Here is a 20,394-nt window from a genome sequence, read left to right as displayed (position 1 = left end):
CATCGCGAGCCATGGAAAAGCTCCACATCATCGGCGGCGGCATGGCCGGATCCGAGGCCGCCTGGCAGGCGGCCGAGGCCGGCGTCCCGGTCGTCCTGCACGAAATGCGTCCCTCTCTGGGCACTTTCGCGCATCGCACCGGCGATTTTGCCGAAATGGTCTGTTCGAACTCGTTCCGTTCAGATGATGACGAACGGAACGCCGTCGGCTTGCTGCATTGGGAAATGCAGGCGGCGGGCGGGTTGATCATGGAAATGGCCCGCCGTCACCGCCTGCCGGCAGGTGGCGCGCTTGCCGTTGACCGCGACGCCTTTTCGGCTTCGGTGACAGAACGGCTGCGCGCGCATCCGATGATCTCATTCGCCCCCGGCGAGATCCGCGCCTTGCCCGAAGACGGCCATTGGATCATCGCGACCGGCCCACTGACTTCAGGTGCTCTGGCCGAGGCAATCCGCGCCGAGACCGGGGCGGACAGCCTTGCCTTTTTCGACGCCATCGCGCCCATCGTTTACGCGGAATCGGTCGATATGTCGGTCGCCTGGCGCCAGTCGCGCTATGACAAGGGCGAGACCGAAGAGGAACAAAAGGCCTATCTCAACTGCCCGATGACGCGGGAGCAATATGAGGCTTTCATCGACGCGCTGCTCGCCGCCGAGAAAACCGAATTCCATGAAGGCGAAACGGCGGGCTATTTCGATGGCTGCCTGCCGATCGAGGTCATGGCCGAACGCGGGCGCGAGACGCTGCGCTTCGGGCCGATGAAGCCGGTCGGCCTGACCAATGAACATGATCCCGAAACCAAAGCCTATGCGGTGGTTCAGCTGCGCCGCGACAATGCGCTCGGAACGCTCTATAATATCGTGGGCTTCCAGACCAAGATGAAATACGGCGCGCAAACCGCTGTTTTCAAAATGATTCCCGGTCTTGAGAATGCTTCATTTGCCCGTCTTGGCGGCATCCATCGCAATACATTCATCAACTCTCCCACGCTGCTGGACGACCGGATGCGCCTGAAATCGCGGCCGAATATCCGTTTCGCCGGCCAGATCACCGGGGTCGAGGGCTATGTCGAATCTGCGGCAATGGGCCTGCTCGCCGGCCGTATGGCCGCGGCTGAGATTAAGGGCCAGGATCTGCCGCCGCCCCCTGCCGATACCGCGATGGGCGCGCTGATCACCCATATCACCGGTGGCGCCGAGGCGAAGACCTTCCAGCCGATGAATGTCAATTTCGGCCTCTTCCCCCCGATTGACGCCAAAGGCGGGCGCCGGGGTCGCAAGGATCGCTACAAGGCCTATACCGATCGCGCGAAAGACGCTTTCACCGAATGGCTCGGGTAACCCGCTTCGCGCCATCGCCAACCGGGCCGCTCCATCTGGGCCATGCTTTCGCCGCGCTGACCGCCGCCGCGCGCGGCGATCGCTTTCTTCTCAGGATCGAAGATATCGACACCGCCCGCGCGCGGCCCGATTATGAGGCCGCCGTTTATGAAGATCTTCGCTGGCTGGGGCTGCACTGGGAAACCCCGGTCCTGCGGCAGTCTGAGCGCCTCAGCCTGTACCATCAAGCCGTTGATAAACTGACAGAAACCGGCCTGACCTATCATTGCATCTGTACCAGGGGTGATATTCGCGCCTCTCTTTCGGCACCACAGGAAGGCGCACCTGTGATCGGGCCGGATGGACCGGTCTATCCCGGCACCTGCCGCCATGCCGGCCATCAGAACGGCGCGATCCGCCTCGATATGGCGAAAGCCATGGCGCGCGCCGGAGAGGCCACCTTCACCGATACCGGTCTCCGGCCGGGCCTTCATCGCCGCAACGCTGCGCAGATGCTCGCTGAGATCGGCGATATTGTTCTGGCGCGCCGCGACATCGGGACCTCTTATCACATTGCCGTCGTGACCGATGATGCCGCCCAGGGCATCACCGAAATCACCCGTGGCGAAGACCTGTTCGAGGCCACCTTCATCCATGCGCTCCTGATCCGCCTGCTCGGCCTGCCAGAACCGCTCTGGCATCATCACCGCCTGATCCGAGACGACAGCGGCAAACGGCTCGCCAAGCGCGATGACGCCCGGGCGCTGGCAAAATACCGCGAGGATGGCGCCACGCCCGCTGACATCCGCCAGATGCTCGGCCTGCCCATTCCCCTTGACTGAAATACTCCCGCCGGAGGCGCAGGCCAGCCTCAGCGGACCGGCTGCATCAACTCGACCTCATCCCCGGTCTCGACCCCGGTATAAAAACACGACCGCCGGTTGGTATGGCAGGCCGGTCCGGTCTGATCCACGAGCGCCAGCAGACAGTCACGATCACAATCCACCCGCAGCCCGACCAGCCGCTGCACATGGCCCGAGCTTTCTCCCTTGATCCAGAACGCCTGGCGCGAGCGCGACCAATAGGTGACCCTGCCCGTCTCCAGCGTCTTCGCCACCGCCTCTGCGTTCATCCAGGCCAGCATCAGCACCTCGCCTGTGTCATGCTGCTGGGCGATGCAGGCCACCAGCCCATTGGCATCGAATTTCAGACTGGCGGGATCAAAGCTCATGGTCTTCTCCTTGGCGCGGGCGCTCTGTCCGATTACATAGACGTCAGGCAAGGCAAGCCACAAGGGCAGCCTATCGGCAAAGGCGACTGCTATGAGCGACAGCGATCTGATCTCGCTATATTCCGGTAAGATCCTCGACCTGGCGGCGAATATCCCGCTGGCCGGGCGGCTTGCAGCGCCACAGGGCAGCGCGAAAAAGCGCTCTCCCACCTGCGGCTCGACAGTGACGGTCGATCTGACGCTGCAGGACGGAAGGGTTGCGGATTATGCGCAAGAGGTGCGGGCCTGCGCCCTCGGCCAGGCCTCTGCCGCGATTTTTGGCCGTGCCGTGATCGGGCGCAGCGCTCAGGAGCTCCATCAGGCCCGCGATGCCGTTGCTGCCATGCTGAAAGACGGTGCCGAACCGCCGCCCGCGCCTTTCGATCTTTACGCGGTGCTGACCCCCGCGCGGGAGTTCCGCAATCGTCACGCCTCGATCCTGCTGGTGCTCGACGCCGCCTGCGAAGCCGTCGACAAAGCCCGGCAGGCCTAAAAAAAACCGCCGCGCGTCGGGATGCGACGGCGGCGGAAGTCAAGCGTGTCTGGGACATGCGGGGATCTGCGGGACAGGTGCAGATCAGGGGCCTTCGGATCGGGACAGAGAAGGCCGGTGCATGTCAGGGGTCAGACCGCAGGCAGAAACTCGGATGCGCTTAACCAGCGACGGGCAGCGCGAGGGCAACAAACAAAAGCGCGAAGAGGGCGACGACGCCAAGAATATCCTCGGCCGCACGGATATCTGCGCTGCGGCGAACGGCTTTCAGTCGGGCGATCATCTTCACTTCCTCCTGCTCTCTGTTTTGTTGCCCTATTGTTCTCATATGATTCATGAGTTGTAAAGAACTAAAGTAGAACATTAGGGAACATAACAGGTATCAGGTGTTGTACCTTATGCAGAGGCTGCCTCCACGCCCCCGAATACGGGTTCAGCCAACCGTCAAAAGCCGGATCGCCCGGTCCTGATCCAGCAGCCATAGAAGATGTCGTGCCGCTTTGCCGCGCGGGCTGTCGAGCGTCGGATCATCGTGCAAAAGCTTGCGCGCATCCGATTGCGCCACCGCCATCAGCGCCGATTGCCGTTCCAGATCGGCGACGCGGAACCTGGGCAGGCCCGATTGCGCGGTGCCGATCAGATCCCCGGCACCGCGCATCGCGAGATCTTCCTCGGCGATGCGGAAGCCGTCTTCGGTATCGCGAAGGGTCTTGAGACGGCGCTCGCCGCTTTCGCTCAGCGGCGGCTGATACATCATCAGGCAGGTCGATTCCGCCGCCCCCCGACCGACCCGCCCCCGGAGCTGATGCAGTTGCGCAAGGCCAAAGGTCTCGGCGCGTTCGATCACCATGATCGAGGCATTGGGCACATTCACGCCCACCTCGATCACCGTCGTCGCGACCAGAACGCCGGTCTCGCCAGCGACAAACCGCGCCATCGCGGCATCCTTGGCCGCGGGCGGCATCTGACCATGAACCAGCCCGACCCGCCCCTCACCCAAAGCGGCGCGCAGATGGGCAAACCGCTCCTCGGCCGAGGCCAGATCAACGAGCTCGCTTTCCTCGACCAGCGGGCAGACCCAATAGGCCTGACGCCCGCCCGCCACCGCCTGGGCCAGATGAGCCACCACCTCGTCAATCCGGCTTGTGGTGACCAGCACTGTCCTGACCGGTTTGCGGCCCGGCGGTTTTTCATCCAGCACCGAGACATCCATATCGCCGTAAGAGGCCAAAGCAAGGCTGCGCGGGATCGGGGTCGCGGTCATCACCAGCACGTCCGCCGCCTCGCCCTTGGCGCCCAGCTCCATCCGCTGCGCCACGCCGAACCGATGCTGTTCATCGATCACCGCGAGACGAAGATTATGAAAAACCACGTCTTTCTGGAAAACCGCATGGGTGCCGACCAGGATCTGGATCTCTCCCGCCGCAAGAGCCGCCAGTTTGGCCGCCCGATCACTGCCCCGGTCGCGTCCGGTCAGAAGTTCCATCCGGATGCCGGCCTGGCCTGCAAGATCCGCCAGCCCCTCATAATGCTGGCGCGCGAGGATCTCGGTCGGAGCCATCAGCACACCCTGCCCGCCCGCCTCGACCGCAACCGCCAGCGCCATCAGTGCCACCAGCGTTTTCCCGGCACCGACATCGCCCTGCAACAGCCGGTTCATCCGCAAAGGCGCGGCCATATCTGCGGCGATCTCGGTGACCGCACGCTCCTGCGCGGCCGTGGGCCGATAGGGAAAGCCGGCTAAAAGCCGCGCGCGCAGGCCTCCATCGCCCCGGCTCTGCATCCCACGCCCGCGCCGCATCCGCGCCCGCGCAAGTGACAGCGTCAGCTGATGCGCGAAAAGTTCATCATAGGCGAGCCGCGCCCGGGCCGGATCTTCCGCCGCCAGATCCTGCGCGCTTGCGGGACGATGGGCCTGCGCGATCGCCGCCGACCAGGCGGGCCAGCCCTCGCGCGCCATCAGCCCGGGGTCGATCCATTCCGCCAGATCCGGCAGCCGCGCCAGCGCCGACGCCACCGCTTTTTGCACTGTTTTCTGCGTGATACCTGCCGTCAGCGGATAGACCGGCTCCCATCCCGGCAGGTTCCCCGCTTCTTCCGGGGCCAGCATGTGATCAGGATGCACGATGCGGATCGCAAAATCAGTGGCCTCGGCCTTGCCGGAAATCACCCGGCGCGCGCCCTCCGGCAGGATGCGCTGCAAGTAGTCGCCACGCGCGTGAAAGAAGACCAGCTCCAGCGCCGCGCCCTCATCGTCGCGGCACTGCACCACTGTCGGCGCCGAACGGGTGCGCCCCGGTTGATGGCGCAGCACCTCGACCGCGATGGTCACCGTTGTGGGCAAAATATAGTCGCGAATGCCGGCGCGCAGACTGCGGTCGATGCCGCTGTAAGGCAGCAGGTACAGGAGATCCTTCGGGCGGCTGACCGCCAGCCCCTCAAACGCCTTCGCGCTTTTCGCACCGACGCCGTCCAGCGTCTCCAGATCCGCGAAAAGCGGAAAGAGCGCCTCCGGACGGCTCATGCGCCGGTCTCTCCTGGCTGAGCAGCCGCCAGATCACCGATCAACACGAGCCAGCCATCCTCGTCGAGCGTGCGGATGTTCAGCTTTGCCGCTTCCTTCAGCTTGGAGCCGGCGCCGGGCCCGGCCACCAGAAGATCGGTTTTGGCTGAAACCGAACCCGCAACCTTCGCCCCGAGCGATTCGGCACGGGCCTTAGCCTCGGCCCGGGTCATTTTCTCAAGCGAGCCGGTAAAAACGACGGTCAGGCCCGCCACCGGGCTTTGACTCGCCCGTTTCGCAGGCGGCGTGATCTCTTTAAGCTGAGCTACGAGATCATCGACCGCCTGGCGTTCATGCCCGCCTGGCGCCAGCGCGGTCACCAGTGAGACCGCCAGAACCGCGCCGATCCCATCGATCGACAAAAGCTCCTGCCAGGCGGCAAGCGTCGCCGGGTCCAGCGGATCCTGATCCCAGATCACCGCACGGGCCTTTGCCGGCTGCGCCCGCCGCCCCGCAGCACGGGCGGCGATACGCTCTTCCGCCTCGGCCTCATCCGCCGCGATCTGGCGCAAAGCAGCCGGATGGGCGATGTCGATGGCGGATGCCAGGGCGGTCCAGGACTGGTAATGCCGGGCCAGATCCCGCGCGGCCACCTCACCGACATCGCGGATGCCGAGCGCGAAGAGGAAGCGTTCAAATCCGATCGTCCGGCGCTCGTCGATCGCGGCCCAGAGCTTTCTGACCGAGGTCTCGCCAAAACCATCGCGGTTTTTCAGCTTTTGCAAAGGGTTGGCGGTGTCGCGGGCCTCCAGCGTAAAGATGTCAGCCGGCGTTTTCACCGGCAAAAGGTCGTCGAGATAGAACAGCTCTACCTGTTTCGCGCCGAGACCCTCGATGTCAAACGCGTTGCGACTGACAAAATGCTTGAGCCTTTCAACGCCTTGCGCCGGGCAAATCAGCCCCCCCGTACAGCGGCGCACGGAATCTTCGGGGGCACGGATCGCCGGACTGCCGCATTGCGGACAGGTCTCAGGGAAGAGATAGGGGATCGCGCCTTCGGGCCGTTTCGCCAGATCGACATCCGCGATTTTCGGGATCACGTCACCGGCGCGGTAGACCTGGACGAAATCGCCGATCCGGATATCCTTGCCGCCGCGGATCTCTTCGCCGGCCGAATTGCGGCCATGAATATAATCCTCATTATGCAGCGTGGCATTCGAGACCACCACGCCCCCCACCGTCACCGGCACCAGTCGCGCAACCGGCGAGAGCGCGCCGGTGCGGCCAACCTGAATGTCGATGGCCTCAAGCCAGGTCCAGGCCAGTTCAGCCGGGAATTTATGCGCAATCGCCCAGCGGGGCGTGGTCGAGCGAAACCCCAGCCGCGCCTGCAGCGCCAGATCGTCAACCTTATAGACCACGCCGTCGATGTCATAGCCAAGCCCGGCCCGCAATTCACCGATATGGCGATACTGCGCCAGCATGTCCTCTGGCCCGGCACAAAGCCGCGTCAGGGGATTGGTCTGGAACCCCAGTTCCGCGAGGCGCCGGATCGCGCCCGACTGGCTGTTGGCGAGCGGCGCCGACACCTCCCCCCAGGCATAGGCGAAGAATTTGAGCGGGCGGCTCGCGGTGATCCGCGCATCGAGCTGGCGCAGGCTGCCCGCGGCCGCATTGCGCGGATTGGCGAAGGTTTTCTCCCCCAGCTCTGCCTGGCGGCTGTTCAGCGCCGCGAAATCGGCATGGGACATATAGACCTCGCCCCGCACCTCCATAATCTCCGGGGCCCCGGAAACCATATGCGGGATATCGGCAATCGTGAGGGCATTCGCGGTCACGTTCTCGCCCGTTGCGCCATCGCCCCTGGTCGCGGCCTGGACCAGCCGACCCGATTCGTAGCGCAAGGAAAGCGAGAGCCCGTCGATCTTCGGCTCTGCAGTATAGTTCACCCCACCGGAATGGTTGAGGAAAGACCGCACCCGGTCGTCGAAATCCGAGACATCGCTGTCATCGAACGCATTTTCGAGACTGAGCATTGCGACGCGATGCGAAACCTTGCCAAACCCTTCCGCCGGCGCCGCGCCAATCTGATCACTGGCGCTGTCAGCCCGTTTCATCGCGGGAAAGCGCGCCTCGATCGCCGCATTGCGGCGCTTCAGCTGATCATATTCCGCATCGCTGATCACCGGAGCATCTTCGGCGTGATAGGCATGATTCGCGCCGGCAAGCTGTTGCGCCAGCACATTCAGCTCGGCCAGGGCCTCTGCTTCACTGAGATCTTCGACTGCTCTGGCTTCCATTGCCCCCTCCGCCCGGCTCGGCCCGAACCTAGGACCTGACCATCAGGAGGTAAAGCACCTCACGCGCCTGGCACCGGCTCAGCCGTGCCGAACCCCGTCACTCCGCGAGCGCAGGACAGCGGCCTTGCCCGGGCAAATCTGGTGCGTGCCCGATCAGGCCGTTGCCGCGAGCCGTCCGTCGCTGCGGTCCCCTTCCGGATCGCGCAGCACATATCCGCGCCCCCAGACGGTCTCGATATAGCTTTCGCCGCCGGTGGCTTCGCTCAGTTTCTTGCGCAATTTGCAAATAAACACATCAATGATTTTAAGCTCCGGCTCATCCATGCCGCCATAAAGATGATTAAGAAACATCTCTTTTGTCAGAGTGGTTCCCTTGCGCAGCGAAAGCAGCTCAAGCATCTGATATTCCTTGCCGGTCAGATGAACGGCCTTTCCTTCGGATTCAACGGTTTTGGCATCGAGATTAACCGTGATCAGCCCGGTCCGGATCGTGGACTGGCTATGTCCTTTTGAGCGGCGGATGATCGCATGGATCCGCGCCACCAGTTCTTCGCGATGGAAAGGTTTGGTCAGATAATCATCGGCGCCAAAGCCAAAACCCCTGAGTTTGCTCTCGGTATCGTCCGATCCGGACAGGATCAGGATCGGCGTTTCCACCCGCGCGAGCCTGATCTGGCGCAGAACCTCATGCCCGCTCATATCAGGCAGATTGAGATCAAGCAGGATCAGGTCGTAATCATAGAGGCGGGCGAGATCTATCCCATCCTCGCCCATATCGGTGCAATAGACATTCAGGTTGGCATGGGTCAGCATCAGTTCGATACTGCGCGATGTTGTTGGATCGTCTTCGACAAGTAAAATACGCATATGGAAATCTCCGGTCCGGGCTGTCAGGTCATTTTCGTTAACGACACTCGCATCCCCTGGTTAATGCATGGTTACCACGCACAGATTGCCAGAGAGAAATTCCAATACAATCTAAAGTTGTCTGAATTTTTGAATAGACGTCACTTTCAGCGCCTTCTCTCCGTGTTTTTCCACAGCGTCACACCAAAGCCGGAATTCCTCTTCTGACAGCGAATATCGCTCCCGCGCCTCTTCGGCCGTAATCAGCCCATGGGCCACAGCCCGTACAACCGTCGCCTTGCGGCTGGCAACCCAGCGGCTCGTCTCTGGCGCGGGCAGATCCGCCCGGGTCAGAATGGAGCCATCCGGCAAGGTCACCTGCCTCGGGCCGTCAACTCGTCTGAGATACATCGCGGTTTCCGTTCGCTGTCTGGTTCAGGCAGATTTGACCAGTTACGCTTAAACATTGCTGAACCCGCACCTTGAGAGTAGGAAAGATTTTCATATATTCCGGACTAATCCGGATCCGTTCCCCATCGGCGACCCTCCCATGCCCCGACACTGCCATGCCCTTTGATACCAGGCTCAACTCGCTCGGCTTTGACCGGGCCCCACAAGATACCCGCGTGGTCGTCGCCATGTCGGGCGGCGTCGACAGCTCTGTCGTGGCGGCGATGCTGAAGGAAGAGGGCTATGATGTCGTCGGCGTGACGCTCCAGCTCTATGATCACGGGGCGGCGCTGGCAAAGAAAGGCGCCTGCTGTGCCGGGCGCGACATCCATGACGCGCGGCGGGTGGCCGAGACAATGGGCTTCCCGCATTATGTGCTGGATTACGAGAACACCTTCCGCGAGGCGGTGATCGAGGAATTCGCCGAGGCCTACCTGGCTGGCGCCACCCCTGTGCCCTGCATCCGCTGCAATGAGCGGGTGAAATTCAAGGACCTGCTCGCCACCGCGAGAGAGCTGGACGCTGATTGCATGGCGACCGGTCATTACATCCAGCGCAAACTGGGCGGCGCCGGGCCGGAGCTGCATTCGGCCGCCGATCCGAATCGCGATCAGAGCTATTTCCTGTTCTCGACCACGCCGGAGCAGCTCTCTTACCTGCGCTTCCCGCTGGGCCATCTGCAGTCCAAGGCAGAGACCCGGGCCCTGGCGACAAAATATGGTCTGCCGGTGGCCGACAAGCCCGACAGCCAGGACATCTGTTTTGTCCCGAACGGCAATTATGCCAGCGTGATCGAGAAGCTGCGGCCCGATGCGGCCTCGCCCGGCGAGATCGTCGATCTCTCGGGCCAGGTGCTGGGTGAGCATCGTGGCGTGATCCATTACACGATCGGTCAGCGCAAAGGTCTGGGGATCGGGGGGCTCGGCGAGCCGCTTTATGTGGTGAAGCTTGATGCGGAAAACCGCCGGGTTATCGTCGGGCCAAAAGAGGCGCTCTCGACCCGGGTGATCCCGGTGCGGGAAATCAACTGGCTGGGCGATGCGCCGTTTGAGAGCCAGCCGGAATGGCATGTGCTGACAAGGGTGCGCTCCACCCGCGCGCCGCGCCCGGCAATCATCCGACCGGTCTCTGCGACAGAAGCCGAAGTGGAGCTGATCGAGCCGGAAGATGGCGTCAGCCCCGGCCAGGCCTGCGTATTCTATGCCAACGAGGGCAGCCGCATCTATGGCGGCGGCTGGATCTGGCGCGGGCGCTGAACAGAGAGGGGGCACTGCCCCCTCGGCTCCATAAGGAGCCTCACCCCCGGGATATTTAAGGACAGAAAATAGCAAACAGATTCATTTTCTGTCCTTAAATATCCCCGCCGGAGGCATGCGCGTCAGCGCAGTTGCGCGGCATCAAACCGCAAAAACGTCTGAACAGAGCGCGCGGCGCGCAACCCGGGGGCCTCCCTGCCATGACCGAGCCGCTCCATTGTCAGGCGCATTGCTGCCTCCTGCCCTTTTGATTTTCCCGAAAGAAGCGCGGTCAGCGCCGGGATAAGCTTTGGCGCGCGGCAATCGCGGCCGATGAATTCGGGCACCGTCCGGGTCCCGGAGACGAGATTGACGAGGGTCACGGTATCGATCCGGATCATCCGCCGCATCAGCCAGAGCGTCAGCGGCGCCATGTCATAGGCGATCACCATCGGGCAATCCTGCGCCGCCAGTTCCAGGCTGACCGTGCCGGATGCGGCCAGTGCGGCATCTGCTGCGGCGAAGGCAGCAGTGCGGGTTGCGACATCGGGGGACCGGAGGATGACCGGCGCGCCGGCCCAGCCTGCAACCGCTTCTGACACGACCGGCATCAGATGGGTCGGCGTTGGCAGGATCACCCGCAGGCCAGGGCATGACGCGGCCAGGCCAGCAACCGTTTCGCCAAACGGCGGCAGAAGCCGGCTGACCTCGCCCCGGCGCGATCCGGGCAGAACGGCAAGCAGCGGCGCATCGGGGGCAATGCCATGCGCGGCACGGAATGCCCTTGCCTCTGCCGCGCTGGCCACCGGTTCAGAGACCACCGGATGGCCCACAAAATCGCAGCTCATCCCGGCGGCTTCCATATAGGGCGGCTCAAAGGGTAAAAGCGCCAGCACATGATCGATCACCCCCGCCATCTTTGCGGCGCGGCCCGGGCGCCAGGCCCAGACAGAGGGCGCGACATAATGGATCGTGGGGATTTCCGGCGCGGCCTCTTTCACAATCCGCGCCACGCGCAGGCAGAAATCCGGGCTGTCGATGGTGATCAGGGCCGCCGGTCGCTCAGCCAGCACCAGGTCAGCGCATTGCCGGATCCGCCGTTTGAGATGGAAATATTTCGGCAATATCTCGGCAATGCCCATGACCGAGAGCTCTTCCATCGGAAAGGCGCTTTCCAGCCCCTCGGCCTGCATGGCCGGCCCACCGACCCCTTCGAACCGCGCCTCGGGCAGCAGCGCCTTCAGCCCGGCCATCAGCGCGGCCCCGAGCCGGTCGCCCGAGGGCTCTCCGGCGATCAGGATGAATTTCACGCGGGTTCTCCGGGCTGACGGGCCCAGAGGAAAAGCCCTGCCTCCCGCGCCGCCGCCTGCATTGCGGGCAGGTCGAGGCAGATCACGCCGCCGGCCTCCCAGACAATGCCGCCCAGACCGGCCTGAGCGACCTGAGCCACGGTGACCGGCCCAAGCGCCGGCAGATCAATACGGCGGTCCTGCAGCGGTTTTGGCGCCTTATAGAGCAGCCCGCGCCCGCGCGGGGCCTCGGGTCGCAGCCCGGCAGGCAAGGCAGCCACGCCCGCCAGCATCGCGTCGGTCCCGGCCAGTGTCTCGGTCGCAAGGCAGAGCCCCTGTTGCACGACACAGCCCTGGCCAACATCGACCCGGCCAAGCGCCTCGGCGATCAGCGCGGCGCGCGCCGCATCCTGGCGGTCGCGGGGCTGAACCTCGCCGGCATAAAACCCGGCTTGCGGCACCAGAGCGGGCGCAAGACCGGAGGCGCCGATCACCGAAAACCCGTCTTCTTCAAACAGCGCGATCACTTCGCGCAACGTCGCATCATCGCCCTGGGCCAGGGAGGCCATCAGACGCGGCACGATACCGGCGGTGATCGGGTCAAACAGCGCCGGGTCAAGCCGCGGGCGCTGCACGGCGCCGGCGAAACAGACGGCGGTGATCCCCGCCTCATGCAAAGCGGCAAAGAACGGGTAGAGGCGTTCGATCCGGAAGGTCAGATCGGGCACCAGCCCTTCGGGGGGGAACCCATCCAGCGTGGCCACAAAAGGGCGCATGGGCGCCGCCTGCGCCAGCGCGGCAGGCAGCGCACCACGCCCGGCAATGATCGCGACGCTCATTTCGCGCCTTTCGGCGTCAGGAACGACCGGTCGCTGGCCGAGAGGATGAACTCGCTGATCTCGCGCACATGGACGGCGTCGAAATCTTCCGCGAGACGCTCGGCGCGGTCATGGAAGGTGCCCTCGCCCTGGGCCAGCATCTGGAAGGCGGCGCGCAGCTGGGTGATTTCGGCCCGGGTGACGCCGCGCCGCTTCAGCCCGACAAGGTTCAGCCCGTCCAGCTCGCCGCGCGGGGCCTGGACGAGGCCATAGGGAATCACGTCATTGGTGACCATCGTCACCGCGCCGATGATCGCGCCGCGCCCGATGCGGACAAACTGGTGGATCCCCGACAGACCGCCGATCACCACATCATCGCCGATATGGCAATGACCGGCGATGGCGACATTATTCGCCATCACCACCCGATTGCCGACAATCGCATCATGGCCGATGTGGACGCCGGTCATCAGCAGGCAATCATCGCCAACGCGCGTCACTCCGCCACCGCCTTCGGTGCCGGTGTTCAGCGTGGCGCCTTCGCGGATGCGGCAGCGGGCGCCGACTTCCAGCCGGGTGCGCTCGCCTTTAAATTTCAGATCCTGCGGCACCTCGCCTACGCTCGCAAAAGGCCAGATTGTGGTTTCTTCGCCGATATCGGTCCAACCGGTAACAACGGCATGGGATTTCAGCTCGACCCCGCGCTGCAATGTAACCTCGGGGCCGACCACGCTGAACGGGCCGATAAAGCAATCAGGGCCAATCACGGCGCCGTCATCGATCACGGCAGAAGGGTGGATGACGGCGGTTCCGTGAATGGACATGGATCAGGCCTTTGGCAGGTCGAACATTGCGGTGAATTCAGCCTCACAGGCCAGCTCACCATCGACCGTGGCGCGGCCCGAGAATTTCCACACTTTGCCGCCGCCACGCAGCGCTTTCACATGCAGTTCCAGCACATCACCCGGCACCACTTTGCGGCGGAATTTCACACCGTCGACGCCCATGAAGAACACTTTCGCATTCTTGTCGACCAGATCCATCGAGAGCCCCACCAGCACGCCCGAGGTCTGTGCCATCGCCTCGATGATCATCACACCGGGGAAAATCGGCATGCCCGGGAAATGGCCGGTGAATTGCGGCTCGTTATAGGTGACGCATTTCACGCCGACGCAGGATTCGTTGATCACCACATCGCGGACCTTGTCGATCAGCAGAAACGGGTAACGATGCGGGATAATCCGCTGGATCAGATCCAGATCGGCATTGGTGACGGCCCTGGCTTCCGTATTGGCATCCATCTGGCGCATCCTCCTCCTGTCACATAGGGCTGAAATCCGCAGCGGTTTCGCGCGGTTTTCCGACTGCTACCAAGTTGACAGCTGCGGGGCAAGTTCCGGCGAACAGCGCCGGCAAAGAGCGCCCAGGACGCCCGCCCCGGTTCGGCTTTCACGGTGCAGGCGCAGCTGTCCCGGCTGCTGGATCCTGAACCGGCGCAGGCACGGGGTCTGAACCGCCCTCTGCGCCCTGCCCTTCGCCCTTTCCATCCGCCGGAGCGGCCACGGGCGCCGGCAGACGCTGATCCATCAGGGCAATCGCGCGCTGCGTCACATCCGCCGAGGAACGCGAGAGAATCAACACATCATCGCCAATGATCGCCACTGCGCCATATTCATCCAGCAATTCCGCCATCAGCGGCACAGAGAGGTCGACAAATACCTTGCGATCCTCGTCCAGCTTGCGATTGATCGCGCGCACTTTCGCATCCTGCGACTGGCGGAAATCCTCGACCTTGGTGTCGAAATCGCGCGCCAGAACCGAGAATGCCTCGGCTGTCATGCCGGCGCGCTTGCCCGTCAGGTCTCGCTCTTCCTGTTCCAGCGCGGCCTCGATGGCGCGGTTCTCGGCGCTGACTTCGGCGGCAGCCTGTTCTGCCGCTTTCGTTGCAGCCCTCCCCCAGGCGGATTTCTCAAAGAGCTCCGCCTGGTTGAGGGTCAAAAGTGCGAAACTCTCGCCCTTGCCAGATGGGTCCGTGCCAACACTGCCCGTGGCAGCCTCGCCCGCAGCCGTGTCGGGGGCCGTCTCTGCCCCTCCGGATGCCGCAGGGGCTTCGGCGTCTTGCGCAAAAGCCACGCCAGCCCAGACCGGCAGCAGTGCCAGACCCGCCAGCATCATCCCCCGGAGCGCCGGCGCCGCCATCTCAGAACTTGGTCGAAACGGTCAGGTCGAAGGACTGCGTTTTATCGTAGTCTTCCTTCTTGAGCGCCTTGGCAAAGTTGAAGCGCAGCGGCCCCACCGGCGTATCCCAGAGCACCGAGACACCGACCGCAACACGCGGCTTGAAACTGTCATCGATGGTCCCGGCAAGGCCGGCTTTGTCGGTAAGGCTCCAGACCGAGCCGATATCGAGGAAGGCAGCCCCCATGATGCCATATTCCTCAGGCAGGCCGACCGGGAATTCCGATTCGAACCGCGCCACTGCAAAGACATTGCCGCCGAGTGCATCTTCGAGATCGGTGCCGTCACGCGGGCCGATCCCGTTGGGCTCAAAGCCACGCATCTTGCCACGCAGGAAGAAGCGGTCGGTCACGCGGGTGCCGGTATCGCCAAGATCCTGAAGATGCCCGGCTTCGAAAATCGCCCGAATCGTGACTTCCTCATTCCAGATCTTCTGCTCGCCCATGGCGAAAAGCGTTGTGGTGAGGAATTTGGTATCGCCGCCAAGCCCGCCGATATCCTGGCCAAAGCGGAACAACAGGCCGCGCGTCGGATCAAGCCCGGTGATGCGGCTGTCATATTCATAGGTATAGCCGATAGACGACGAGGTCAGCGCGCCGCGGCTGACTTCGTCCTTCAGGATCGGCGAACGCAGCGAGATCGGCGTCGGCGGAACGGTACTGTTGTCGTATTCATCCGCGTCGAGATCGAAGATATCGTCCCGGCTGAGCCGGTAACGCAGGCTGAGACGTGACTGCTCGCCCAGCGGGAAGCCAAGCGAAAGCGAGAAGCCGGCGCTGCGGGTGTTGTAGAGCGCATAATCCGAATCGGTGGTGCGGTAGAACAGGCCGAAGGAAAGGCTCAGATCGCGGCCGAACAGCGAAGGCTCGGTGAAAGAGAAAGACGAGCTTTGATTGTCCGAGGTGGTTGCGACACTGGCCGCAATCGACTGGCCACGACCAAGGAAGTTCGATTCCGAGAAATTGACCGAGATCCCGGCCCCGGATTCCACCGAATAGCTCAGACCAAAGCCAAGCGAACCGGTCGGCTGTTCATCGACATCGACATTCACGACCACCTGGTCCGGCGCCGAGCCCGGTTCCGCATTGACCCGCGCATCCGAGAAGAAGCCGAGCGCGCGGATCCGTTCCGCCGACTGACGGATCTCGCGCTGGTTGAAGGGGTCGCCTTCAACGCTGCGGAACTGACGGCGGATGACTTCATCCAGCGTGGTGGCATTGCCTTCGATATCGATACGTTCGACGAAAATCTTCTCGCCACGCACCACCGCGAATTCGATATTGACACGCTGATTGCGGTCATCCCGGGTGATACGGGGTTCGACGCGAACGAAATTCAGCCCTTTTTTCAGGGCGAGGTTTTCCATCCGGGCGATATTGTTGTCGATCAGCGCCGGGCTCCAGGTCTGGCCCGCCCGGATCTTCTGCACCGCCGCGAATTCGGCGGCATCGACGCCTTCGATCTCGGACACGGTAGAGATCGCGCCGATGGAATATTGCTGGCCTTCCCGGATGGTGAAGGTCACGAAGCTTGCATCGCGTTCGCGCGAGACTTCAGCCGAAGCGTCAAGCACCTGGAAATCGATATAGCCGCGCGAGCGGTAGAATTCGGTCAGGAGCTGCTTATCGACGTCGATCCGTTCCGAGACATAGGTGTCGCGCTGGATGATCTGGCGCAAAAGCCCCGCCTGTTTGGTCTGCAGGACCTGGCGCAGCCGGCGGTCCGAGAAGGCGCGGTTCCCGACAAAGGAAAGCTGCTCGATCTCGACCACTTTGCCCTCGGTGATCTCGAACACCAGATCGACCCGGTTGCCATCGCGACGGATGACCTTGGGGTTGATGGTCGCGGCGATACGGCCCCGCTGGCGGTAGACCTCGGCCAGGGTTGCGGCATCGGCTTCGGCCGTCGAGGGCGAGAAGACGTGACGCGTCTGCGACTTGACCAGTTTCGCGAGGTCTTCGTCCTTGATGCGCTTATTGCCCTCAAAGCTGATCACATTGATGAAGGGATATTCCTTCACTTTGATCACGAGCGTATTGCCCTGGGGAACGATCTCGACCGTCTCAAAAAGGCCCGAGCCATTGATCCGCTGATAGGCGTCATTCAGCGCCCCGGCCGAAACCTCCTGGCCGCGGCTGATCCCTGCATAAGACAGGATGGTAGAGGCATCGACGCGCTCATTGCCTTCGACCTTCACCGCTGAGAAGGCGAAAACCTGGGCGAAGGCGGGCTTCAGCCAGACCGGCGTCGTGGCCACCGATCCGAGCAGAACCGCAGTCACAAGCGTGACCCCGGCAACCCTTTTGCGGCCACCGGCAATACCACTGGCGCGCTGCTGTTTCCGGATCGAGCTTTTCACCATGACCTGCCACGCGCTCCGCAGTAGAAATTTCCCTGTGTCTGACTAACGACAAAGCCGGCCCTTGTCAAAAGCCTGCGGTCCTTGTGGATAAGTCTGGCAGATATAGTATGTCGCCCCGCTGATCGCCGCAGACGAGACGGGCGACTGAAGGGCAGCACAGCCCGCAGGAAGCTGCGGCCAGAGCAAATGTACCGATATGCGGCGAAATCGGCAGAAATACGCGCCCGGACCGGGGGATTCCCGCCGCCTTCCCCGCCGTCTGACAGGTAAAAAAGCGAAAACCCGGCACAAAAGAGCCGGGTTCAGGTCGGTTTGTTACCTATGGCACAAAATCGTTGAGCAGTCAGCAAGCGGCGGAAATCTGCCTGGCGCGGACCACGTTGCGTCGCCTCAGGGCGTGATTTGCAGGGGTGCCGCGTAATAGCCCAGAATGGCGGATCCAAGAAACGCCCCGGCAAGAAGACCCACCACAATCGTTCCCATGGTGAAAATACGATCGAAATTGATCCTGGCGAGCAGGACAAGACCCGGGAAATTGCGTTCAACCATCTGCATAGCATCACCTCGTGTTAGGCAGAGGGATAGGCCGCGAATCTGGCGAGACTAAGGCGCAAATCGCGCAAGATCCGGCGGTGCCGGGAAAACCCTCCCCTGCCACCGCCGTTGCGACCGCCGCCCATGTCAGACACAGGTGACATCATTCCACAGGGCAAAGGCCATCAGCGACAGAAGCAGTGTCAGCCCCACCGTCATCAGAACCCGCAGCGCCCCGTCCGAGGGCGGCTTGCCCGTCACCGCCTCAAAGGCGTGGAACACAAGATGCCCGCCATCCAGCACCGGAATCGGCAGGAGGTTCAGGATCCCGACCCCCAATGACAGCACTGCGAGCATGCTCAAAAAGCCCATGGTCCCGGTTTTGGCCGCATCTCCCATGGTTTCGGCCATGCCGATCACGCCCGACATATTGCAGGTCGAGATCTGCCCGACGATCATATGCCACAGGCCCGAGAAAGTGGTCGTGGTCATGTTCCACATCGCGCTGGCGGCGGTTGTGACCGCCTCCCAGACGCCGGCCGGGCGGCTCGCGGGTTCAAAGGTCATGCCGGAAAAGGCCCCGAGCAGCCAGCGGGTCTCGAAACCGCCGCCATCAGCCGCCGCGCGCGGCACATCGCGCGAACGCGGCGTCAGCTCCAGATCAAAGGTGCGGCCATCGCGCCAGACCGTCAGCGGCAGGGTGCGGCCATTCGAGCCGCGCACGATATCCGCCAGATCCTCAAACGCATTGATCTCCTTGCCATCGGCCCTGACCACCACGTCCCCGGCCTGAAGACCAGCATCAATCGCGGCCGATTTCACCTGCACGCCGCCCATCAGACCGGGCTGCGGATGCGGCGCCATCAGCGTCAGCTCCTGCCCCTGCCGCTCGACGCGGAATTCCACCTTGGCTGTGCGCGGCAAGGCCCGCAGCGCTTCGCCAAAGCTCTTATTGTCCGGGGTGGCACGCCCGCCAAGCGCCAGAATGACATCGCCCTCCTGCAGCGTCTGCACCCCGGGCACCGGCACCAGCCTGCCCACGATAGGCCGGTCCAGCGACATGCCGTTGAGCAACACGGTGCCCAGCAGGATCGCGAAGGTCAGAATGAAATTCGCCACCGGCCCCGCCAGCACGGTCGAAGCCCGCGCCCAGAGCGGTGCCCCCGCCATCGTATGGCGGCGTTCGGACGCGCTCAGCCCCGAGGGCACTTCGGACCGGACAGAGGCCGCATCGGCATCACCGAGGAATTTCACATAGCCGCCAAAGGGAATCGCCGCGATCTGCCAGCGTGTGCCGCGCTTATCAACGCGCGACAGCAGCACCGGCCCGAATCCCAGCGAGAAGACCTCGGCATGAATCCCCGACCAGCGCCCGATGATGTAATGGCCATATTCATGGATCGCCACGATGATCGAAAGCGCAACAATGAAGAAGACGACCGACCAGGCGGCCCCCGTGACAAATCCGAGGATATCCATAAATCAGCCGTTCCTTATGCCTGTTCGTCTGCTTTTCGTCTGTTTGTCTGCTTTTTCGTCAGACCGCGTATTTCAGACCGCGCGCGCGGGCTCTGCTGCAATCTCTGCCGCGCGGATCCTTGCCAGATGGTCCATTGCGAGCACATCCTCAAGAGAGCCTGCGTCTTTGTGAAGGCCGGAATCTGACGAAAGCCTGGTCAAAGTCGCCTCGACCAGCCGCGCCATATCCATGAAGCCGATCCTGTCCGCGAGGAAAAGATCCAGCGCGATCTCTTTTGCGGCATTGAAGGCGGCACCGGCAAGGCCGCGGGTCTCCATCACTTCGCGCGCCAGCCGCAGGGCCGGGAAACGGGTCTCATCGGGCGCCTCGAAACTCAGCCTCGCCAGTTTCGCGAGATCAAGCCGCGCCACCGGCAGCGCCGCGCGCTCGGGCCAGTTCAGCGCATAGCCGATCGGGTGACGCATATCCGGCACGCCCAGATGCGCCATCACCGCGCCATCCTGAAAGCCGACCATTGAATGGATGATGCTTTCGCGGTGGATGATCACCTCGATCTGATCGGGCCGGACGCCGAAGAGCTCGCGCGCCTCGATCACCTCAAGCGCCTTGTTGAACATCGAGGCGGAATCGATGGTGATCCGCTGCCCCATCGACCAGTTGGGATGCGCCAGCGCCTCGGCCACGGTCGCGCTCTCCAGCCGCGCCAGCGGCCAGTCACGCAAAGCCCCACCCGAAGCGGTCAGGATGATGCGGTCAATCGTGTCGGTCTTTTCCCCGGCAAGGGCCTGAAAAATCGCCGAATGTTCGCTGTCGACCGGCAGGATATGCCCGCCGGTCTCACGCATCCGCCGCATCATAAGCGGGCCGGCGGCGACCAGGCTTTCCTTATTCGCAAGTGCCAGCGTGGCACCGGCCTCAAGCGCGGTAAGGCCCGGAACCAGCCCCGCCGCCCCGATGATCGCATTCACCGTCAGGCTGACAGGGCGCGCAGCGGCCTCGCGGATCGCCTCCGGCCCGGCGGCGGTCGCGATCCCGCTGCCGGAAAGTGAATCGCGCAGATCCCGCAGCAGCCCGGGTTCGGAAGTCACCACGATTTCAGGCCTGAGCGCCCGCGCCTGTTCGGCCAGGAGCGCGATATTGCGCCCGCCGGTCAGCGCGGCGACGGCGAATGCGCCCTCGCCCGCACGGGTCACAAGGTCAATGGTCTGGGTGCCGACCGAGCCGGTCGCACCAAGGATGGATATCTTGCGCAAGACC

At 63.3% G+C, this 20,394-nt stretch carries 19 protein-coding genes; 4 read left to right on the top strand and 15 right to left on the bottom strand.

The window, feature by feature from the left end:
- Nucleotides 1-11 precede the first annotated feature (11 nt).
- Together trmFO and gluQRS are read left to right on the top strand one after the other, a co-directional pair.
- Complete coding sequence (trmFO, locus tag JC607_RS10195; protein WP_198836821.1) at nt 12-1,340, top strand: methylenetetrahydrofolate--tRNA-(uracil(54)-C(5))-methyltransferase (FADH(2)-oxidizing) TrmFO; 1,329 nt, start codon at nt 12-14, stop codon at nt 1,338-1,340.
- Nucleotides 1,328-2,161, top strand: a complete 834-nt coding sequence (gluQRS, locus tag JC607_RS10190) for a tRNA glutamyl-Q(34) synthetase GluQRS (RefSeq protein ID WP_198836820.1) — start codon at nt 1,328-1,330, stop codon at nt 2,159-2,161. The genes trmFO and gluQRS overlap by 13 nt, the downstream gene beginning before the upstream one ends.
- Before the next feature lie 29 nt (nt 2,162-2,190).
- On the opposite strand, the gene hisI is transcribed toward gluQRS, so the two are convergent.
- Nucleotides 2,191-2,550, bottom strand: a complete 360-nt coding sequence (gene hisI, locus JC607_RS10185; RefSeq protein WP_198836819.1) for a phosphoribosyl-AMP cyclohydrolase — start codon at nt 2,548-2,550, stop codon at nt 2,191-2,193.
- Between the two features lie 91 nt (nt 2,551-2,641).
- Here hisI and JC607_RS10180 point away from each other — a divergent pair, with 91 nt between their 5' ends.
- Nucleotides 2,642-3,082: an iron-sulfur cluster assembly scaffold protein gene (locus JC607_RS10180; protein WP_198836818.1), complete on the top strand. Its 441-nt coding sequence runs from the start codon at nt 2,642-2,644 to the stop codon at nt 3,080-3,082.
- Between the two features lie 160 nt (nt 3,083-3,242).
- On the opposite strand, the gene JC607_RS25790 is transcribed toward JC607_RS10180, so the two are convergent.
- From JC607_RS25790 to JC607_RS10160, 5 genes are all read right to left on the bottom strand, one after another.
- Nucleotides 3,243-3,365, bottom strand: a complete 123-nt coding sequence (locus JC607_RS25790) for a hypothetical protein (RefSeq protein ID WP_255532451.1) — start codon at nt 3,363-3,365, stop codon at nt 3,243-3,245.
- Nucleotides 3,366-3,515: 150 nt separating this feature from the next.
- Nucleotides 3,516-5,606, bottom strand: coding sequence for an ATP-dependent DNA helicase RecG (gene recG, locus JC607_RS10175; RefSeq protein WP_198836817.1), 2,091 nt, complete (start codon nt 5,604-5,606; stop codon nt 3,516-3,518).
- Nucleotides 5,603-7,885 carry an NAD-dependent DNA ligase LigA gene (gene ligA, locus JC607_RS10170; RefSeq protein WP_198836816.1) on the bottom strand — a complete coding sequence of 761 codons (2,283 nt, stop codon included), beginning with the start codon at nt 7,883-7,885 and terminating at the stop codon, nt 5,603-5,605. The genes recG and ligA overlap by 4 nt, the downstream gene beginning before the upstream one ends.
- Nucleotides 7,886-8,038: 153 nt before the next feature.
- Nucleotides 8,039-8,752, bottom strand: a complete 714-nt coding sequence (gene ctrA, locus JC607_RS10165) for a response regulator transcription factor CtrA (RefSeq protein ID WP_198836815.1) — start codon at nt 8,750-8,752, stop codon at nt 8,039-8,041.
- Between the two features lie 111 nt (nt 8,753-8,863).
- Nucleotides 8,864-9,142 (bottom strand): DUF1153 domain-containing protein, encoded by a 279-nt coding sequence (locus JC607_RS10160; RefSeq protein WP_198836814.1) that lies wholly within the window; start codon nt 9,140-9,142, stop codon nt 8,864-8,866.
- Between the two features lie 155 nt (nt 9,143-9,297).
- Here JC607_RS10160 and mnmA point away from each other — a divergent pair, with 155 nt between their 5' ends.
- Nucleotides 9,298-10,437: a tRNA 2-thiouridine(34) synthase MnmA gene (gene mnmA / locus JC607_RS10155; RefSeq protein WP_198836813.1), complete on the top strand. Its 1,140-nt coding sequence runs from the start codon at nt 9,298-9,300 to the stop codon at nt 10,435-10,437.
- 122 nt (nt 10,438-10,559) lie between these two features.
- Here mnmA and lpxB read toward each other — a convergent pair whose 3' ends face one another.
- From lpxB to dxr, 9 genes are all read right to left on the bottom strand, one after another.
- Nucleotides 10,560-11,726, bottom strand: coding sequence for a lipid-A-disaccharide synthase (gene lpxB, locus JC607_RS10150; RefSeq protein ID WP_198836812.1), 1,167 nt, complete (start codon nt 11,724-11,726; stop codon nt 10,560-10,562).
- Nucleotides 11,723-12,544 carry an LpxI family protein gene (locus tag JC607_RS10145; protein ID WP_198836811.1) on the bottom strand — a complete coding sequence of 274 codons (822 nt, stop codon included), beginning with the start codon at nt 12,542-12,544 and terminating at the stop codon, nt 11,723-11,725. The genes lpxB and JC607_RS10145 overlap by 4 nt, the downstream gene beginning before the upstream one ends.
- Complete coding sequence (gene lpxA, locus JC607_RS10140) at nt 12,541-13,347, bottom strand: acyl-ACP--UDP-N-acetylglucosamine O-acyltransferase (RefSeq protein ID WP_198836810.1); 807 nt, start codon at nt 13,345-13,347, stop codon at nt 12,541-12,543. The genes JC607_RS10145 and lpxA overlap by 4 nt, the downstream gene beginning before the upstream one ends.
- Nucleotides 13,348-13,350: 3 nt before the next feature.
- Complete coding sequence (gene fabZ / locus JC607_RS10135) at nt 13,351-13,824, bottom strand: 3-hydroxyacyl-ACP dehydratase FabZ (protein ID WP_092901673.1); 474 nt, start codon at nt 13,822-13,824, stop codon at nt 13,351-13,353.
- Nucleotides 13,825-13,972: 148 nt separating this feature from the next.
- Nucleotides 13,973-14,722 carry an OmpH family outer membrane protein gene (locus tag JC607_RS10130; RefSeq protein WP_198836809.1) on the bottom strand — a complete coding sequence of 250 codons (750 nt, stop codon included), beginning with the start codon at nt 14,720-14,722 and terminating at the stop codon, nt 13,973-13,975.
- Between the two features lies 1 nt (nt 14,723).
- Entirely contained in the window at nt 14,724-17,123 is a 2,400-nt protein-coding gene (gene bamA, locus JC607_RS10125; RefSeq protein ID WP_198836808.1) for an outer membrane protein assembly factor BamA, read from the bottom strand.
- A 390-nt stretch (nt 17,124-17,513) separates the two neighbouring features.
- Entirely contained in the window at nt 17,514-17,678 is a 165-nt protein-coding gene (locus JC607_RS10120; RefSeq protein ID WP_198836807.1) for a hypothetical protein, read from the bottom strand.
- A 126-nt stretch (nt 17,679-17,804) separates the two neighbouring features.
- Complete coding sequence (gene rseP, locus JC607_RS10115; protein WP_198836806.1) at nt 17,805-19,136, bottom strand: RIP metalloprotease RseP; 1,332 nt, start codon at nt 19,134-19,136, stop codon at nt 17,805-17,807.
- 72 nt (nt 19,137-19,208) lie between these two features.
- Nucleotides 19,209-20,390, bottom strand: coding sequence for a 1-deoxy-D-xylulose-5-phosphate reductoisomerase (gene dxr, locus JC607_RS10110; protein ID WP_198836805.1), 1,182 nt, complete (start codon nt 20,388-20,390; stop codon nt 19,209-19,211).
- Between the last annotated feature and the right edge of the window lie 4 nt (nt 20,391-20,394).

The organism is Paracoccus sp. IB05, from assembly GCF_016405985.1.
GTDB lineage: Bacteria > Pseudomonadota > Alphaproteobacteria > Rhodobacterales > Rhodobacteraceae > Pseudogemmobacter.
The sequence above is the reverse complement of the archived record's forward strand: the minus strand, read 5'-3'. Positions and strand labels throughout refer to the sequence as shown.